The sequence below is a fragment of the Enterococcus sp. 4E1_DIV0656 genome, assembly GCF_002140695.1.
In the GTDB taxonomy this organism is placed as follows: domain Bacteria; phylum Bacillota; class Bacilli; order Lactobacillales; family Enterococcaceae; genus Enterococcus_D; species Enterococcus_D entomosocium.
Genome location: NZ_NGLF01000001.1, coordinates 612,443 through 628,065, shown reverse-complemented (window position 1 = coordinate 628,065; position 15,623 = coordinate 612,443). Strand labels below are relative to the sequence as shown.

The window sequence follows — 15,623 nt, the reverse complement described above, 5'->3', positions numbered from 1 at the left end:
TTGCGAGACCTTGGCGGCTGTTTTATATGAAAGGAAGAAACCGATGCGTTTAGACAAGTTTTTAGCGGATATGGGCTATGGCTCCCGCAAAGAAGTGAAACAGTTGATCAAAAAAGGTCTCGTGACCGTCAATGGACAAGTCATCAAGAGTGACAAAGCGCAAGTACTAGAAACACAAGATACCGTTTGTTTTGAGGGGGAACCCATCGTCTATCAAAGCCAGTTTTATTATTTGCTGAATAAACCCGCTGGAGTGATTTCGGCAACCGTCGATTCCTATGAAGAGACGGTCTTAGATTTGTTTTCTGAAGAAGCGTTTCGCGAAGATTTGTTTCCAGTAGGACGGTTGGATAAAGACACCGAAGGCTTTTTGCTGATTACGAACGATGGCGGATTGGCGCATCAATTATTGTCGCCTAAGAAGCATGTGGAAAAAGAATATTATGCCCAAGTCGAGGGAATCATGACAGCGGAGGATCAAAAAACCTTTGCCAAAGGCATCAAATTAGACGGCGAGTGGACCTTGCCGGCTGAACTGCAGATCCTCAACGTCGATGAAGACGAAACGCGCAGCGAAATCAAACTGATCCTCCATGAAGGCAAGTTTCATCAAGTCAAACGGATGGTCCATGCAGTAGGAAAAGAAGTCGTTTATTTGAAACGGATTCGCATGGGAGGCCTGTCCCTGCCAGATGATTTGGCATTAGGCGAGTATCGGGAATTGACTCCTGAGGAATTGGCGAAGCTGCAAGAGCGAGGATAAGACGATCGGCGAGCTAAAGAAATTCTTATGAAAGTTGTTATTCGGCTGCAATATTTGTAAAAAAAGCCCGTTTTATAGGTGATTTACATGAAAGTTTGCAACAATAGACTTTAAACTGTTGGAAAAACCCTCTTTTTTTTCATGAATAAGCATGTTAAAGTAGCCAAGCTACTAAAAAAAGAAGGAGTTACCTCATTGAAGAAAAAGATTTTTTTATTGCTCGCCCTTACGTTGCCGCTTTTCCAGCCAGCTATCAGTTATGCTGCTGAAACCAAGAGCAGCGAGGAACTGACGGTTTTGACCACAGAACTAGCCTCTTATGAAGACGAAGTCACCACCAGCCAACAGAAAGTCACAGCGTTGGAAAGTCAATTAGCGGATTATCAGGAAGAATTAAGCCAATTGGCAGAAGAAAGCAAGGAAGTTCAAACGCAGATCACTGCACTGAATGATCAAAAAGCCCAGCACCAAGGAAGCCAAGCGCAAAGCAGTCTGGTAGTCGATGGACCGCAAGCCACGATCCAGCAACTACGCAAGTTTAGTGAACAACAAGCGGCTTTACGGGAAGTGAACCAACAATTGGCGGAAAAAGAAGCCGAACAACAACGAATCACTTCGTACCAAACCTTGACGCAAGCCCAATTAGTACATAGCGAAGAACAATTAGCAACAGCCAAAAAAGAATTGCAGTCCCAACAAGAGCAGCTGCAGCAGACGCAAGCCCAAGTGCAAGACCTACAAGAAAAAGTGGAGCAAGAAGCAAAAGCAGCTGAAGAAGCGAAACAAAAAGCCAAAGAAGCAGCGGAGAAAGCGGCAGCCAGTGAATTTTCACTGCCAATCACTGGCTCCGTGTCGATCTCCAGCGGTTTTGGTACTCGAGCAGACCCGACTGGTTTTTCAGGGACGCAGCATGACGGGATCGACTTCACAGGTCAAGCGGGGGAGAAGATCGTCGCCGCTCGTGATGGACAGGTAGAAGATGCTGGCTATGGCCCAAGCACTGGAAATTACGTGATTTTGGCTCACGATAATGGCTTTTACTCGTATTATTTTCATTTAACAGCTGTCAGTGTCTCAAAGGGGGCGACCGTTGCAGTCGGCGACCAAGTCGGTACGATGGGGACGACTGGAAATTCGACAGGCGTCCATCTGCACTTTGGACTGAGTAAGACGTTGTGGTCAGATTTCGTTGATCCAGCAGCTTACTTACCGCTATAAACCAAAATACCAAGTAGAAGCATGGAGAAAATCATCTGAAACCAAAAAGCATGACTGACAAGAGGGATTCCTCAAGTCGTCATGCTTTTTGGTTGCTTACCACAAGCCCGGTTGAGCGATGATCACTAACTGTTCTTTGGTAAAAGGATGCTCTAGATGCAATTCGTAGCCATGCAGCAGCAAACGTGGCGCTGGTTTGTTTTGGTAAAGCGGGTCGCCAACGACTGGATGACCGATGCTGGCAAGGTGGACGCGAATTTGGTGGGTCCTACCAGTTTCTAACACACAATACACATTGGTTGTCTTTTGTTGGGCGTGGGCGATGGTTACATGGGTGACGGCTGACTGACCGTTGCGGGAGTCAATGATCCGCTTGCGACGATCGTGACGGTCACGACCGATTTTTTTGGCGATCGTTTGATCTTGCGTAAGTTTCCCCAAAACAGTGGCTTGATAGCGACGGAAAATCTGTTTGTTTTCCAGCATTCGGCCCAAGATCGGCAACACCAAAGGATTTTTTGCAAATAAAACCACACCGCTGGTTTCTTTGTCTAGACGATGGACCACATAAGGCTGCTGCTGTTTCGGCGCAAGGTAAGCAGCTGCATCATTCAACAGAGTATCTGCTTCTAATGGCTGATTTGGGTGCGTCTTGACCCCGGCAGGCTTGTTCAGCACCAATAAGTGTTCATCTTCAAAAAGTACGTCGACTTTGTCCGCTTGGCCTAACTGGATCGGCTGGTAGCTGTAATCACTGTCTTCAATGATCAAAGTGATTTGATCGCCGCCACGAACTTCTTGATGAAACATCGCGGGCTGCTGATTGACGGCCACATTTTTCCGTGTGCGCAGAAAATGGCGCACTTTTCGTGGAACAAGCCACTCCTGTTCCAACAAATCGCGAAGCGGCATGTGCGGGTGATTTTCGGGTAAAGTCATGGTGTATTCCATAATAACGTCCTTTCTTTGCTATTCGCTACCGACTATTATAGCATCTTTAAGCTTTTCTTATAAAAAAAACAATAAAAAACAGAGTATTCAATGCTAGAATAATAAAGCATTCTTTTCGAATGAAATTACGTCTAGAGCCGTATAACAAAGAAAGTCATTTATGCTACACTTAACCAAAGGAGCGTGAAGTAATGGATTGGAAACACATCCTTCACAAAATAAAGACCGGTTGGCTGACCTTTTGGCGCTGGTTAAAACCGTATTTACAGCAATTTCATCAATGGCGCAAGCGGGTTTGGAAAAAATACCACGTAAATAAAATTTTTATTTTACTTAGTTTAGTTGCTATCTTAATCATGAGCGGGTATTTATTTTATATCGCCAAAAATACGAAAGTCAGTGAATTAGAGTCAGGTCTGAAAGAATCGACGGTGATTTTTGATGCCAATGGTGATGAAGCAGGGCAGTTGTACTCGCAAAAAGGCACGTACGTTTCTCTTGATGCCATCTCCAGTGATGTGGTCAACGCCTTGATCTCAACTGAAGACCGCAACTTCTATAATCACCACGGGTTTGATATCAAAGGGATCGCTCGGGCAGCCCTACGTATGCTGGTCAACCGCAGTGCCGAAGGCGGTGGGGGAAGTACCATCACCCAGCAGCTTGCTAAAAATGCCTATCTGTCCTTGGATCAAACCTTTAGTCGAAAAGCCAAGGAGCTTTTCTTAGCGATCGAGATCGAGAAGAAATATTCTAAAGATGAGATTTTAGAAATGTATTTGAACAGTTCCTATTTCGGTAACGGGGTTTGGGGCATTCAAGATGCCTCGCTAAAATATTTCGGTGTCAATGCTTCTGAACTAAGCGTGGGAGAAGCTGCGACGTTGGTGGGGATGCTCAAAGGTCCTTCGATCTATAACCCGATCGACAATCTGGAAAACGCCACGAACCGTCGCGACACTGTTTTGAGTTTGATGGTGGATAACGGCAAGTTGGACCAGTCCGTTGCTGACCAAGAATCACAAGTTGCCTTAGCCAATTTACTTTATGATGGATTTGGCAATTCAGAATCTGGCTATAAGTATCCTTATTATTTCGATGCGGTCATCGACGAAGCCGAATCCTATGGGTTGGACGCCGATGATGTCATGAATCGCGGCTACAAGATCTATACAGCCCTGGATCAAAACTACCAAGCACAAATGGAAGCTGCCTATAAAAACGATGCCTTGTTCCCTGAAAATGCCGCTGATGGCACGATGGTGCAATCTGGCTCTGTTGCACTTGATCCGAATACCGGTGGGGTGCAAGCGGTGGTGGGTCGTCGTGGTGAGCACGTCTTTAGAGGATTTAATTTTGCCACGCAAATGAAACGTTCACCAGGTTCCACGATCAAACCGATCAGCGTCTTCGCCCCTGCCCTAGAAGCTGGGTTTGAACCGGACAGTGTCCTGAAAGACGAGCCCCTTGATTTTTATGATGCTCAAAACTTTGACGGGACCTATGCTGGCGAAGCAGTCATGTACCAAGCCCTCGCCCAAAGTTTGAATCTGCCAGCAGTTTGGCTGCTGCATGAGATCGGCTTAGATCGCGGGTATAGCAAAGCACAAGAATTCGGTCTTTCCTTGACCGAATCCGACAAATATTATGGCTTAGCATTAGGTGGTTTGGAAAAAGGGGAATCTCCAATGACGATGGCAGCAGCGTATGGCGTTTTCGCTAATGGCGGGTATTACTACAAACCGCATTTGATCACCAAAATAGTTGATTCAACTGGTGCCGTGATCGTTGACAATACGTCTGTGCAAGGCAAACGCGTGATTTCTAAAGAGACCGCTGATAAAATGACGAGCATGATGCTAGGAACCTTCTCTAACGGGACGGGGGTTAGTGCTAGTCCGTACGGCTTTACGATCGCCGGTAAGACGGGTACGACAGAGACCAACTTTGATGCTTCTAAGGTCAATGACCAATGGATCGTCGGCTATACTCCTGATATGGTTCTGTCAACCTGGCTAGGATTTGAACATGTGAGTGAAGATCATTACTTAACGGGAACTAGCGGACAAGTTGTTGGGAAAATATTTAAAGCAGAGGCCGAAAGCTTACTGCCTTATAGTCAAGGCACCCAATTCCAAGTTGCAGACGCTTATTGGACAGGCGGAAAATTAATGGCAGCCGATGAGGTACCAGATCCTGATAGCAGTACGTCACAAAATAGCAATGATTGGCAACAAACCATCGATGACTTTGCCGAAAGCGCCAAAGAAGGTATGAAGGAATTCGGCAGCAAGATCAAAGAAGGAACGAAAGAATTGTTTGGCGGCTTGTGGAATTCCATTAGTGGAAATTAAAGGAATTAGGCAACTGCTAGTCTAGAACCTGAGAAGAATGGTATACTAGAAAAAAAGAGGAGGCGTCAAAATGGCAAATATTTATGATACAGCAAACCAATTAGAACGTGAATTACGGGAGTCAGAACAATTTCAAGATCTGAAAGGTTCTTTCGACCGTTTGAAAGCAAATGAAGAAGCGTACGCGTTATTCAAAGAGTTTCAAGAGTTGCAACAAAGCCTGCAACAAAAAATGATGGCTGGCGAAGAAATGACGGAAGAAGAAGCGCAAAAAGCCCAAGAATTATCGCAAAAAATTCAACAAGACGGCATCGTTTCTGACTTGATGCAAAAAGAGCAAGCCTTCAGTTTAGTGGCCAATGACTTGAACCGCATCATCATGGGTCCTGTAAGAGATCTATACGAAGCGTAATCGCCAACAAACAAAGACCAAAGAAGCAAGTGAAACTTCAGAGAAACCGGCTGCAACTGCAAGAGTCGTTTCCAAAGAAGTTTCAAAAGCGCTTCTTTGGTTTTTTTTATGAAAAAGGCGAACAAATTTTCGTATTTTGCTGACGAAATGACTGATAAATGTTATGATAGAAGCATTAAGGAGGGAGAAAGAAATGCGATTTTTACATAGTGCAGACCTGCATATCGACCGGTCATTTGAAGGGGTCCATCTGTTATCTGAAAAAGTGAAGACCCAACTCCCTGCTATCAATCAAAAAATCATGCGTAATTTGGTGGATGTTGCTTTAGAAAAAGCGGTCGATTTTGTTTTGCTGGCTGGGGATACATTCCATCAAGCACGGCCGAGTCTAAAAGTGCAGCATGACTTTTTTGCCCAACTGCAACGACTGGGAGAAGCAGAGATCCCAGTCTATATGATTTTCGGCAACCATGATTATTATGATCCGCAACGGTATTGGTTTGCTTTTCCAGAAAACGTCATTCTCTTTTCATCGGAAGAAGTTCAAACGGTACAAGGAACAACGAAAAACGGTGAAACCTATGCAATCAGTGGATTTAGCTACCAACATCCTTGGATCGCTGAAAATAAAGTAACAGAATTTCCCGCAAGAGCAGCGGTGGATTACCATATTGGGCTTTACCACGGGGATCAAGCCGGTGAACGGTATGCCCCCTTTTCAATCAGTGAAATGAAGCAAAAAGGCTATGATTATTGGGGCTTGGGGCACATCCATGTACCTAAGACGCTCTCAGAGCAACCACCGATCCTCTATCCCGGTACGCCTCAAGGAAAGACCAAGAAAGAGCAGGCGACTGGGGTGATTTTGGCAGAATTATCGCCACAAGGACCAACAATCGAGCGCTTGGAGATCGCGGAAATCGCTTGGCAAAAGCAAGTGGTCTCCTTAGCGGATGTGACCGCCTCGAATGCCGTATTGCCAGCGATCATCGAGCGCTTAAAAAGTCCTCGTTCGCGCTTGCTGCATCTGGTGTTGACCGATGTGCAGCAGCTGCCGCCAGATTGGTTTCCAACTGCGGAAAAAAATGAATGGCTGACCTACCTCAATGAACGGTTGGCACAAACAGAGCCGCTGCAAGTAATCTATGCCCTTGAAGTCGAGCAAGCCAATGAAGACAAGATCGCATTGGCGGTACCACAAGACTATATGCTGCAGTTTTTAGCGATGTATGAGTCACCAGAGATCTTTGCGGACCGACTGTCCGATCTATTGCAGCATCCGCTGATCCAGCGGGGGATCACCCATGAATCATTTCAAGAAGAAGTCTTGCAGCAAGCCAAGCAATTGTTGAAAGACGACTTTCAATGGGAGGAGCAGTCATGAGAATTTTAAAAGCAGAGATTACCGGTTTTGGGAAATACCATGAACAAAGCTTTGCCTTTCATCCGCAAAATCAGCTGCTCTTTGGGCACAACGAGATCGGAAAATCGACGTTGTATCAATTTATTGCCGCCATCTTATTTGGCTTTCCGAAAAAGACAGCCAAGAAAAAAGACTATACCCCCAAAAACGGTGCAGCTTACGGTGGCAAGTTATGGTTGGCGCTGGAACCCTTCGGCGAAGTGATCGTGGAACGCTATCGGCATGTAGACCGCGGTCGTGCCAAAGTCCATGTCGCTGGTCAGACGGTCGATGAGCAATGGCTGGCACAACACCTGCAGCCCCTCAATCGAGCATTGTTCTTCGATGTCTTTACCTTTCAGCAAGAGCAATTGACCCAGATCGATAAGCTAGAAGAAAATGAGCTGCACCAAGCGTTGATTTCTCTGGGAATCAGCGGCAGTCAAAAAATGCTGCAGCAAGTGGCACAATATGAAACCATCAATCAGCAGCAATACAAGCCACGGGGGCAAAAGCTGCCTTTGAATCAGGCGTTAAAACAATTAGAAAAACTGCAAAAAACGATTGCGGAAAAAGAAAGCGAAGAAAGCCGCATCCAACAGCAGTATCAGCAGATCGCCCAGTTGCAAGAACAGATCCAAGACTTGCGACACCAGTTTCAAGCATTGAATGAAGCCTATCAGGAAAATCAGCAGCAGCTGAGTCATTGGGGTCTTTATGAAGAGTGGCAGCAAATGGCACCAGCAGATACGTTAGCCGATCCTCAGCAAGTCCAAGCCATCAAACAGTTTTATCAGCAGTATCAGCAGCTGACGGAAGAAATTCGCAAAAAAGAAGCTGAATTAGATCAGTTGGAGCAAGGAAAAGAATCAGATAAGTATTTCTTTTACCTTGATCACGAGCACCAAATCAATCACTTGCTGCAGCAGCAAGTGACGATGGTGCGTTTGGCAGATCGTGAAGCAGCGGCCAATCAACAAGAAGCCGTCGCCATCACGGAGCTGAATCGCTTGATCGAAAAGCGCCAATGGAGCAGAGAATCGCCGCCGCTAGTAACGGCTTCGATCCATGAACAAACCACACGTTTACTACAAGAACGTGTGCAGTTAGAAGAGCTCGAAAAGCGCATGATGCGTTTAGAAGAAAAAGCGCAGCCTTTGCAAGCCACCGCAGCTCGCTTAGAACAGCAGCATCCTCAATTGATTGGCCGCAAGCCGGTTTCTCGCCCGCTATGGCCGCTAGGGATCGTCGGTGGGCTGCTAGTAGTGATCGGTATCTTTTTGCCGAGTCCGTGGCGCTGGCTTGCTCTAGGTGTAGGGATCGCAGCGATCATTGGCAGTGTTTTGCCGTTGATGAAAGCAGCGCCAAACAAACAGCAAGGCATCAAACAGGAATGGCAGACGGTTCTCATGCAGCTGGATCTGCTGGGAGAAGAGTTGGCGCAGCTGGGAAATGAACAGCAGCAAAAGCAGCAGCAGATCGATCGTGCTCACCAAGCCTTAGCCCCCTTTTTTGGTGATTTGCCGGTGGAAAGCTGGCAGTCGTATTTATTAGCCTATGATGAAGATGTTGCTAGCTATCAAGCCTACTCACAGCAGCGCAAACAAGCCTATCAAGAACGGCAAGCCGTCGCAGAAGAACTGGCCCCCTTTGACGAGCAGTTCCGACCTTATGCTGAGTGGCTGCCGTTGCAAAACAAAACCTTGTTAGAAAAAGCAGCGATCTTGCAGAGGTTTAATGAAGAGATGCAAACAATCAAGCTTTCACGACTGCAACAACCTAGCACGCTGCTGGCCCAACAATTGACCCGCACCCGCAATGAACGCGACCAGCTGCTTTCCCAGGCCAGTGATCTCTTGCAGCAACAAGGCTTAGATCACCCTGCAGAAATCAGCCTCTGGTTGAAGCAATGGGAAGCGGCGCAACGCACGCAGCAGCGATCAGAAGAATTGGCGGTGATGTTAACACCGATTTATCCTAAACCAGTGACACAAGCAGAATTGCTGCAGCAAAAAGACCAGATCAAGCAGCAGCAAACACAGCTTCAGGCACAAATACAGCAGTTGACGGAGCAAAAACAGCGTTTGGAATTAGAAGCAGCAGCTAGTCAAAAAAATGGCACCTTGAATCAGCTTTATCAAGAAGAAAGTGAGCTAAAGGCGGTCATTGAAGAACTTGCTGTGGCATGGGGGAGTCGTCAGTTGGCGGCTTCGATTTTAACGGATGTCACGACCGAGTTGTCAGAACAGCAATTGCCGCAGCTATTGTCGGCTGCTTCAACCTATTTTGAACAGCTATCAAACGGACGTTATCAAAAGATTCTTTTGGAAAATGGCTTGTTGGTAGCGGCAAATGCCAGCGAGACGTTTTCGATCATCGACCTGTCCACAGGCACGAAGGATCAGTTAATCATGGCGTTACGCTTCGGTTATCTAGCACTGCAAAAAAATCACCCATTGTGTCCAATCATTATTGATGATGGTTGGCTGCATTATGATAGTGTTCGTAAGGAACGGTTTGCCGCACTGTTAAAAGAGTTTGGGCAAAGTTATCAAGTAATTTGTTTGTCTTCTGACCAAGAAATGGTAAGCTATTATCAGAAGTACCAGCAGCCTATCCAGGATCTGAGTAAAGGAAGTGAAAGATTTGGCTGATCGGCCAAATAAGCCCATGAAAAAAATTCGTGAATTAACTGTTGATGAAACGTTTCAACTTTTCTTGCTGATCAAGAATGCCGATGTGCGGATCGCGAAAAACGGCAAAAAATTTATTGCCTTCACCTTTCAAGATACATCCGGCACGATCGACGGAAAGTTCTGGGATGCATCAGATGAAGAAATCGCCCGTTTTGAACCCGGGAAAGTAGTACTGCTAGATGGAAAACGGGAGGTCTACCAAGGCAATCCGCAAGTCAAAATCATGCATTTGCGTTTAGCGAAACCGGAAGAGCCCCATGAACCAAGCCAATACATGGAAAAAGCACCCTTGCGAAAAGAAGAGATGGAAGAAGAAATCAGTCAAACCTTGTTTGAGATCACGAATCCTCACTGGAATCGAATCGTCCGTTTCTTACTGAACAAGTATAAAAAGGAATTCTTTGACTTTCCAGCTGCGAAGCGCAATCACCATGCCTTCGCCAGTGGATTGGCGTATCATACGACCACTATGCTGCGGTTAGGAAAAGCAATCGTCAAAGAGTACCCTGAATTGAATGCTTCACTACTGTATGCGGGTATCATTTTGCATGATTTAGGAAAAGTGATCGAGTTGACAGGTCCGATGACGACAGAGTATACCTTGGCGGGGAATCTAGTAGGGCATTTGGTCTTAGTGGATGAAGAAATCACGCAAGCCTGTATGGCTTTGAAATTTGATGACAAAGAAGAAGATATCGTTGTTTTGCGGCATATGGTTTTAGCCCACCATGGCTTATTAGAATATGGGTCACCTGTTCGCCCCCGCATAATGGAAGCGGAGATCCTCCATCAAATCGATAATTTGGATGCTTCCATGCAAATGATGCTGACGTCGATTCGTTTAACGGAACCTGGTCAATACACAGACCGAATTTTTGGCATGGACAATCGGAGTTTTTATGTACCGAAAGAAGTGTAGCGGTGACCTTGTAGCACGATCAACCAAAGTGAATGACGGAAAGAACAAAAACCACGCTAGGCTTGCTTAGCGTGGTTTTTCAGATGTTGGAAAAAGTAGCTGAATCGGCAATATTAACCTAATTAGCATAAAAAAAGAAGCGCCGCTACGACGGCACTTCTTTTTTCGTTTATTCAGCAGAAGAATCTGTAGCACTCTCACTCGTTGCAGTAGAATCATCGGTTGCATCAGTAGCAGAAGAATCTGCCGCTGAGCTGTCCGTTGCATCGGTAGCAGAAGAGTCAGCAGTTGAATCTTCTGTTTCGGCCGCTGTGATGTAATCAGAAAGCAAGTCTGCTAAGTCAGAGTCTTTCATTTTCACATTAGCTGCTTGCAATTCTTGACCGATCGTTGCTGCCATAAAGGTTGAATCATTCAACAAAGTGTTTTGAGCAATTTCAGTCAATTCATCTTTGTATTTATCCATATCATTGCCTTTGTCTTGGTTTTTCACCATTTTCACGATATAGTATTCCGTCGTGTAAGTTGACGTGTTGGTTGCAGAGATCACTTCAGAGATTTCACCATCTTTTAAATCAAAAGCGGCTGTTTTTACTTCACTTGGTACAGCTGATGAAGTAGAATCGAATTTGATCGTTCCGCCATCTTCTTTTGTTGCCGCATCCGTTGATTTTTCTTTAGCGATTTCGTCAAAGTCTGCATCATCTTTTTTCGCTTCTTCTAAGACGTCTTTGGCATCATCTTCACTTGCTACTTTGATGATTTGTGCTTCTACTTCAGGGTGGAAAGAATCCCAAGCAGTTTTCATGTCTTCATCAGTGATATCCATGTTGGCTTTTAAGCCTTCACGTAACGCAAGTTGTTGTTTCAATTCTGCACGGTAAGATTTCACCGTATAACCAGAGGCAGTCAATGTTGATTCAAAGGAATCACTGCCGCCATATTGTTCAGCCACATTATTGAATTGTTCGTCGATCATTTCTTCTGTTACGTCATCACCGTATTTTTCATCAAACACTTTTAAGACGATCATTTGACGCAACGCTTGTTGATTTTCTGAACTTGTTTTTGCTTGGTCATAAAAATCTTGAACAGTGATTTTACCGCCCTTCATTGTTGCGATTTCCTCACTTGAGTTACCACAAGCCGCTAATGCAAAAAGACTCATTGCACTGACTGCTACTAAAATTAATTTTTTCTTCATTCGTTTAAGCACTCCTAATTCTAAAAAGATTCATAATAATCACTGCACCTACTATACCACTTCTAGAAATGGTTGGAAAGAAAACAGCGGATGTTTCAAACAAAATTCATAAAAACTACAAATTTTCGATTTGTTTGTCATCCTCGGCGCTTTGGGCTTGAATCGTCGTGATGTGCTGATTCAATTGTTCCATTTGGGTTTTTATCCGAGCAAGGCGCGGTTGTGCTTGGAATTTGAAGGCTTCCAAATCTTTCGTGAAAGATTCGGTCACAACTGGGATCGTTTCGTCGATCGTTTTGCGGGTTACCATCACAGCATCTTTGAGCTGTTTGACACTGTCATTGAATTCTAAGGTCGCTTCTGTCGTGTCATCTAAATAGCGAATCAATTCTTCACGGGTTTCATTGCCGCTTTTTGGTGCAAAAAGCAAACCGCCTAAACCGCCGGCGATGGAACCGAACAAAAGTCCTTTAAGAAAATTACCGATCATTTAGTTCACCTGCTTTCCAATTTTTTCGGCGATTGCCGCCAGCTCTTCCCCCGTGTAATTCTCTGCATGATTGCCAAAATGGATCTTGAAATCATCGTCTTTGCTGTAGCGAGGAATCAAATGGACATGGGAATGGAAGACGGATTGGTACGCCAATTCTTTATTGTTGTTGATGATATTTAAGCCTTCGATCTCAGGGAATGCTTTTTCGATCGCCCGAGCAATCTTAGGGATACGGGCAAAAACCGCTGCTGCCAACGTTTCATCGTACTCGAAAATATCCGTCACATGCGTTTTGGGAATGACCAATGTATGACCAGGGGTGACTTGGGAAATATCTAAAAAGGCATAGACTTGCTCATCCTCGTAGACTTTGTAGCTAGGAATCTCACGATTATTGATTTTACAAAAAATACAATTTTCCATTGTAAAAAACCTCCTTGATCTATTACCTCTACTTTACCATATTTTGCTTTTTTTCGTCTGGTTTCCTCTTTGAAAAAGTCGCAACAAGGCAACTGTTCCTTCAACAAAGGCGCTTTTTTAAAGAAATGCGAAAAGCGAGCGAGAAACGCTTGCATTTAGATTCCAACAACCCTAGACTTAATATCAGAAATCATTTGGAAAGAAGGAACCTATGAAACCGATCATTAAAGAAACCTTACAGAAAAAAACAACGACTTCAGCGAAGCTTCGCTACTTAGCCTATGCCTATAAAGAGTGGTTGATCGCGATCACGCTGTTTGTGGTGTTTGCTGGTTCAATCACTTATTCTCTGACACGTCCGCAAGAAGAAGTAGTCAATGCCGCCATTGTCACTGAAACAGCAATGGACCCTGCGGTGCAAAGTGAATTGGAAGCAGCCGTTGAAGCATGGGCAATAGACCAAGGGTATCAAAAAGAAGAGCTGAGGATCAGCCTGGTTTCTTATGCCGAACCAGCCGCTGTCCAAGCCTTTACCACCCGTCTTGCCGCTGGTGCGATCCAAATGGTCGTTTTTCCAGCCAGCGAAGCACAAACGTGGCAAGAGCGCTTTGGCAGCCAAGAACTAGCGCAAGAAATCATTACAGTGGGAGAAAATGAATTTATCCTGCAAGTCACGAATAAAGAAAAATAAACAACTGTTTTGCCAGCTGACTGAATTGAACAAAAAGAGCCTACGTTGACAAAGAGCCATAATCAGGCGAATCGGAGGGAAAAAATGACTTTACAAGTAGCAAACGTGACAGGCGGCTATAATCAGCTGCCAGTCTTAAAAAATATTGATTTTACGATCGGCGATGGGGAGCTCGTTGGCTTGATCGGCTTGAACGGGGCAGGGAAGAGTACGACGATCAAAGAAATCATCGGTTTACTGCAACCTCACAGCGGCACCATCACGATTGACGGCTTGACCCTTAAAGAAAACCCAGAGCAATACCGCAAACAAATCGGGTATATCCCCGAAACCCCTTCTTTATATGAAGAATTGACCTTAAGAGAGCACATTGAAGTGACGGCGATGGCCTACGATCTTCCACAAGAAGAAGCCATGAAGCGAGCAGAACGCCTGCTAAAAACCTTTCGCTTAGAAAACAAACTCGATTGGTTCCCGGCAAACTTTTCAAAAGGGATGAAACAAAAAGTCATGGTACTGTGTGCCTTTTTGATTGAGCCGAGTGTCTACATCATTGATGAACCCTTTCTAGGATTAGATCCTTTAGCGATCAATGCGTTATTGGAACTGATGAATGAGATGAAACAAACCGGGGCATCTATTTTGATGTCCACCCACATTTTAGCAACCGCAGAGAAGTATTGTGACAAATTCATCCTCTTGCATAACGGTGAGATCCGCGCACAAGGGACATTGGCGGAACTAAGAAGCCAATTTCAAGCACCAGAAGCCTCCCTTGATGATCTGTACCTCGCACTGACAAAGGAGAGTCAAGCATGAAGCAGTTTTTCTCGCAACGCTTACAGCGGCATCAAAAACAGATGACACGCTATTTGCGCTATGTCTTCAATGATCATTTTGCTTTGATCAGCACCTTCTTAGTCGGAGGTCTGGGGCTCTATTATTCTGAATTGCTAAAAACATTGCCGCGGCCGTTTCCATTAGGCGGCATCATCGTGGTCGCTGTTTGGCTCTTTGTTTTACCGCTGGGACGCTTAGCGACACTGACGAAACCGGCAGATTTGATTTTTCTGTTAGCCAAAGAAGGACAAATGACAAGTTATCTCAGCCAAGCGTTACGTTATTCCCTCTGGCTGCCCTTTGGGGTTTTATTTTTAGCCGTAGGGGCAACGATGCCTTTGGTCGTGGTCACAGCAAACAGCACCTTTGCCTCATTCCCATACTTTTTAGGGATGATGTGGCTCTTAAAACTGGGGGATCTTTCACTACAACGGATTCGTTTGTATCAAGAAACTCAGCAGCAAGTCAAACAGCAGCGAGGCATCTGGTTCGCAAGTACGTTTGCTGCCACACTTGCCAGTATTTATGTAGCACCTTGGCTAGGATTGGGGATCAGCATCCTCCAAGCAATCTGGTTCCTCTTTGGACTGAAAGCCAATAGCCAGCTTTTGGATTGGGACTATATGATCCAAGCCGAACAGTCGCGCTTAATGCGTATCTATCGTTTTATCAACTTATTTACAGATGTTCCCCAAATCACGACGGAAGCCAAACGGCGCAAATACCTCGACTGGCTGCTGGCAAAGATCAAACCAGTGCACAGCAATACGTACCTCTATCTTTACTTGCGCCGAGTGATCCGTGGGGGGCAATATGGCGGGCTTTATGTCCGTTTGACTTTGATTGGTGGGTTCGTCTTATTCTTTGTCGATGAGCTTTGGATCAGTCTGCTGATCGGCTGCTTGTTTCTTTATCTGATCGGTTTCCAACTGATTCCTTTGATCAATGAGTTTCAATACATGGTTTTGACACATCTGTATCCCGTGCCAGAAAAACAAAAAGCCGCAGCGATCAAAAAAATTCTTGGGGCACTCTTACTGGTGACCGCAGTTCTTTTCGGTGTGATCTGTTGCTTGCGCTTGCCTTTTGTTTGGCAAGGCGGTATCGCGTTTCTTGGCTTCTTAGGGTTTGCGGGTCTTTTTTTAGGCATCTACTTGCCAGGGCGATTAAAGAAAATGCACGCCTGATCCACAAGTGGCCTCTCTTGCAAAAAGCGAACGCATATGCGCTTGACGGCGACCCATTAGGAAGCTAGAA

General features: G+C 45.2%; 14 protein-coding genes. 10 read left to right on the top strand and 4 right to left on the bottom strand.

The genetic code is table 11. The features are described from left to right. Positions 1-43 precede the first annotated feature (43 nt). On the top strand, positions 44-763 hold the full coding sequence (locus tag A5882_RS02935) for a pseudouridine synthase (RefSeq protein WP_008382017.1): 720 nt from the start codon (positions 44-46) through the stop codon (positions 761-763). A 141-nt stretch (positions 764-904) separates the two neighbouring features. After that, on the top strand, positions 905-1,981 hold the full coding sequence (locus A5882_RS02930) for a M23 family metallopeptidase (RefSeq protein ID WP_016620004.1): 1,077 nt from the start codon (positions 905-907) through the stop codon (positions 1,979-1,981). Between the two features lie 96 nt (positions 1,982-2,077). Here the strand turns inward: A5882_RS02930 and A5882_RS02925 are convergent, their stop codons facing one another. Next, positions 2,078-2,932: an RluA family pseudouridine synthase gene (locus A5882_RS02925; RefSeq protein WP_086372397.1), complete on the bottom strand. Its 855-nt coding sequence runs from the start codon at positions 2,930-2,932 to the stop codon at positions 2,078-2,080. Between the two features lie 191 nt (positions 2,933-3,123). Between A5882_RS02925 and A5882_RS02920 the strand changes: the two genes are divergently transcribed. The 5 genes from A5882_RS02920 to A5882_RS02900 all read left to right on the top strand — a co-directional run bounded on the left by A5882_RS02920 (position 3,124) and on the right by A5882_RS02900 (position 10,715). After that, complete coding sequence (locus A5882_RS02920; protein ID WP_008382020.1) at positions 3,124-5,286, top strand: PBP1A family penicillin-binding protein; 2,163 nt, start codon at positions 3,124-3,126, stop codon at positions 5,284-5,286. A 70-nt stretch (positions 5,287-5,356) separates the two neighbouring features. After that, the gene (locus tag A5882_RS02915) at positions 5,357-5,698 is read left to right on the top strand and encodes a YlbF family regulator (RefSeq protein WP_005227708.1); all 342 of its coding nucleotides are present in this window, start codon (positions 5,357-5,359) and stop codon (positions 5,696-5,698) included. A 193-nt stretch (positions 5,699-5,891) separates the two neighbouring features. Beyond that, the gene (locus A5882_RS02910; protein WP_254908457.1) at positions 5,892-7,082 is read left to right on the top strand and encodes a DNA repair exonuclease; all 1,191 of its coding nucleotides are present in this window, start codon (positions 5,892-5,894) and stop codon (positions 7,080-7,082) included. Next, positions 7,079-9,754, top strand: coding sequence for an AAA family ATPase (locus tag A5882_RS02905; RefSeq protein WP_176461995.1), 2,676 nt, complete (start codon positions 7,079-7,081; stop codon positions 9,752-9,754). The genes A5882_RS02910 and A5882_RS02905 overlap by 4 nt, the downstream gene beginning before the upstream one ends. A 16-nt stretch (positions 9,755-9,770) precedes the next feature. After that, positions 9,771-10,715, top strand: coding sequence for a 3'-5' exoribonuclease YhaM family protein (locus A5882_RS02900; protein ID WP_034872173.1), 945 nt, complete (start codon positions 9,771-9,773; stop codon positions 10,713-10,715). A 169-nt stretch (positions 10,716-10,884) separates the two neighbouring features. Here A5882_RS02900 and A5882_RS02895 read toward each other — a convergent pair whose 3' ends face one another. The 3 genes from A5882_RS02895 to A5882_RS02885 all read right to left on the bottom strand — a co-directional run bounded on the left by A5882_RS02895 (position 10,885) and on the right by A5882_RS02885 (position 12,835). After that, positions 10,885-11,919, bottom strand: coding sequence for a peptidylprolyl isomerase (locus A5882_RS02895; RefSeq protein ID WP_086372395.1), 1,035 nt, complete (start codon positions 11,917-11,919; stop codon positions 10,885-10,887). A gap of 115 nt (positions 11,920-12,034) precedes the next feature. Further along, on the bottom strand, positions 12,035-12,409 hold the full coding sequence (locus A5882_RS02890; protein ID WP_005227717.1) for a YtxH domain-containing protein: 375 nt from the start codon (positions 12,407-12,409) through the stop codon (positions 12,035-12,037). Continuing rightward, positions 12,410-12,835 (bottom strand): HIT family protein, encoded by a 426-nt coding sequence (locus tag A5882_RS02885; protein WP_005233401.1) that lies wholly within the window; start codon positions 12,833-12,835, stop codon positions 12,410-12,412. Between the two features lie 211 nt (positions 12,836-13,046). Here A5882_RS02885 and A5882_RS02875 point away from each other — a divergent pair, with 211 nt between their 5' ends. The 3 genes from A5882_RS02875 (at position 13,047) to A5882_RS02865 (ending at position 15,553) form a co-directional block, all read left to right on the top strand. Then, positions 13,047-13,526: a hypothetical protein gene (locus A5882_RS02875; RefSeq protein ID WP_005233404.1), complete on the top strand. Its 480-nt coding sequence runs from the start codon at positions 13,047-13,049 to the stop codon at positions 13,524-13,526. An 84-nt stretch (positions 13,527-13,610) separates the two neighbouring features. Further along, positions 13,611-14,345 (top strand): ABC transporter ATP-binding protein, encoded by a 735-nt coding sequence (locus A5882_RS02870; protein WP_005233406.1) that lies wholly within the window; start codon positions 13,611-13,613, stop codon positions 14,343-14,345. Next, positions 14,342-15,553, top strand: coding sequence for an ABC transporter permease (locus A5882_RS02865; protein ID WP_061053365.1), 1,212 nt, complete (start codon positions 14,342-14,344; stop codon positions 15,551-15,553). The genes A5882_RS02870 and A5882_RS02865 overlap by 4 nt, the downstream gene beginning before the upstream one ends. Positions 15,554-15,623: the final 70 nt, after the last annotated feature.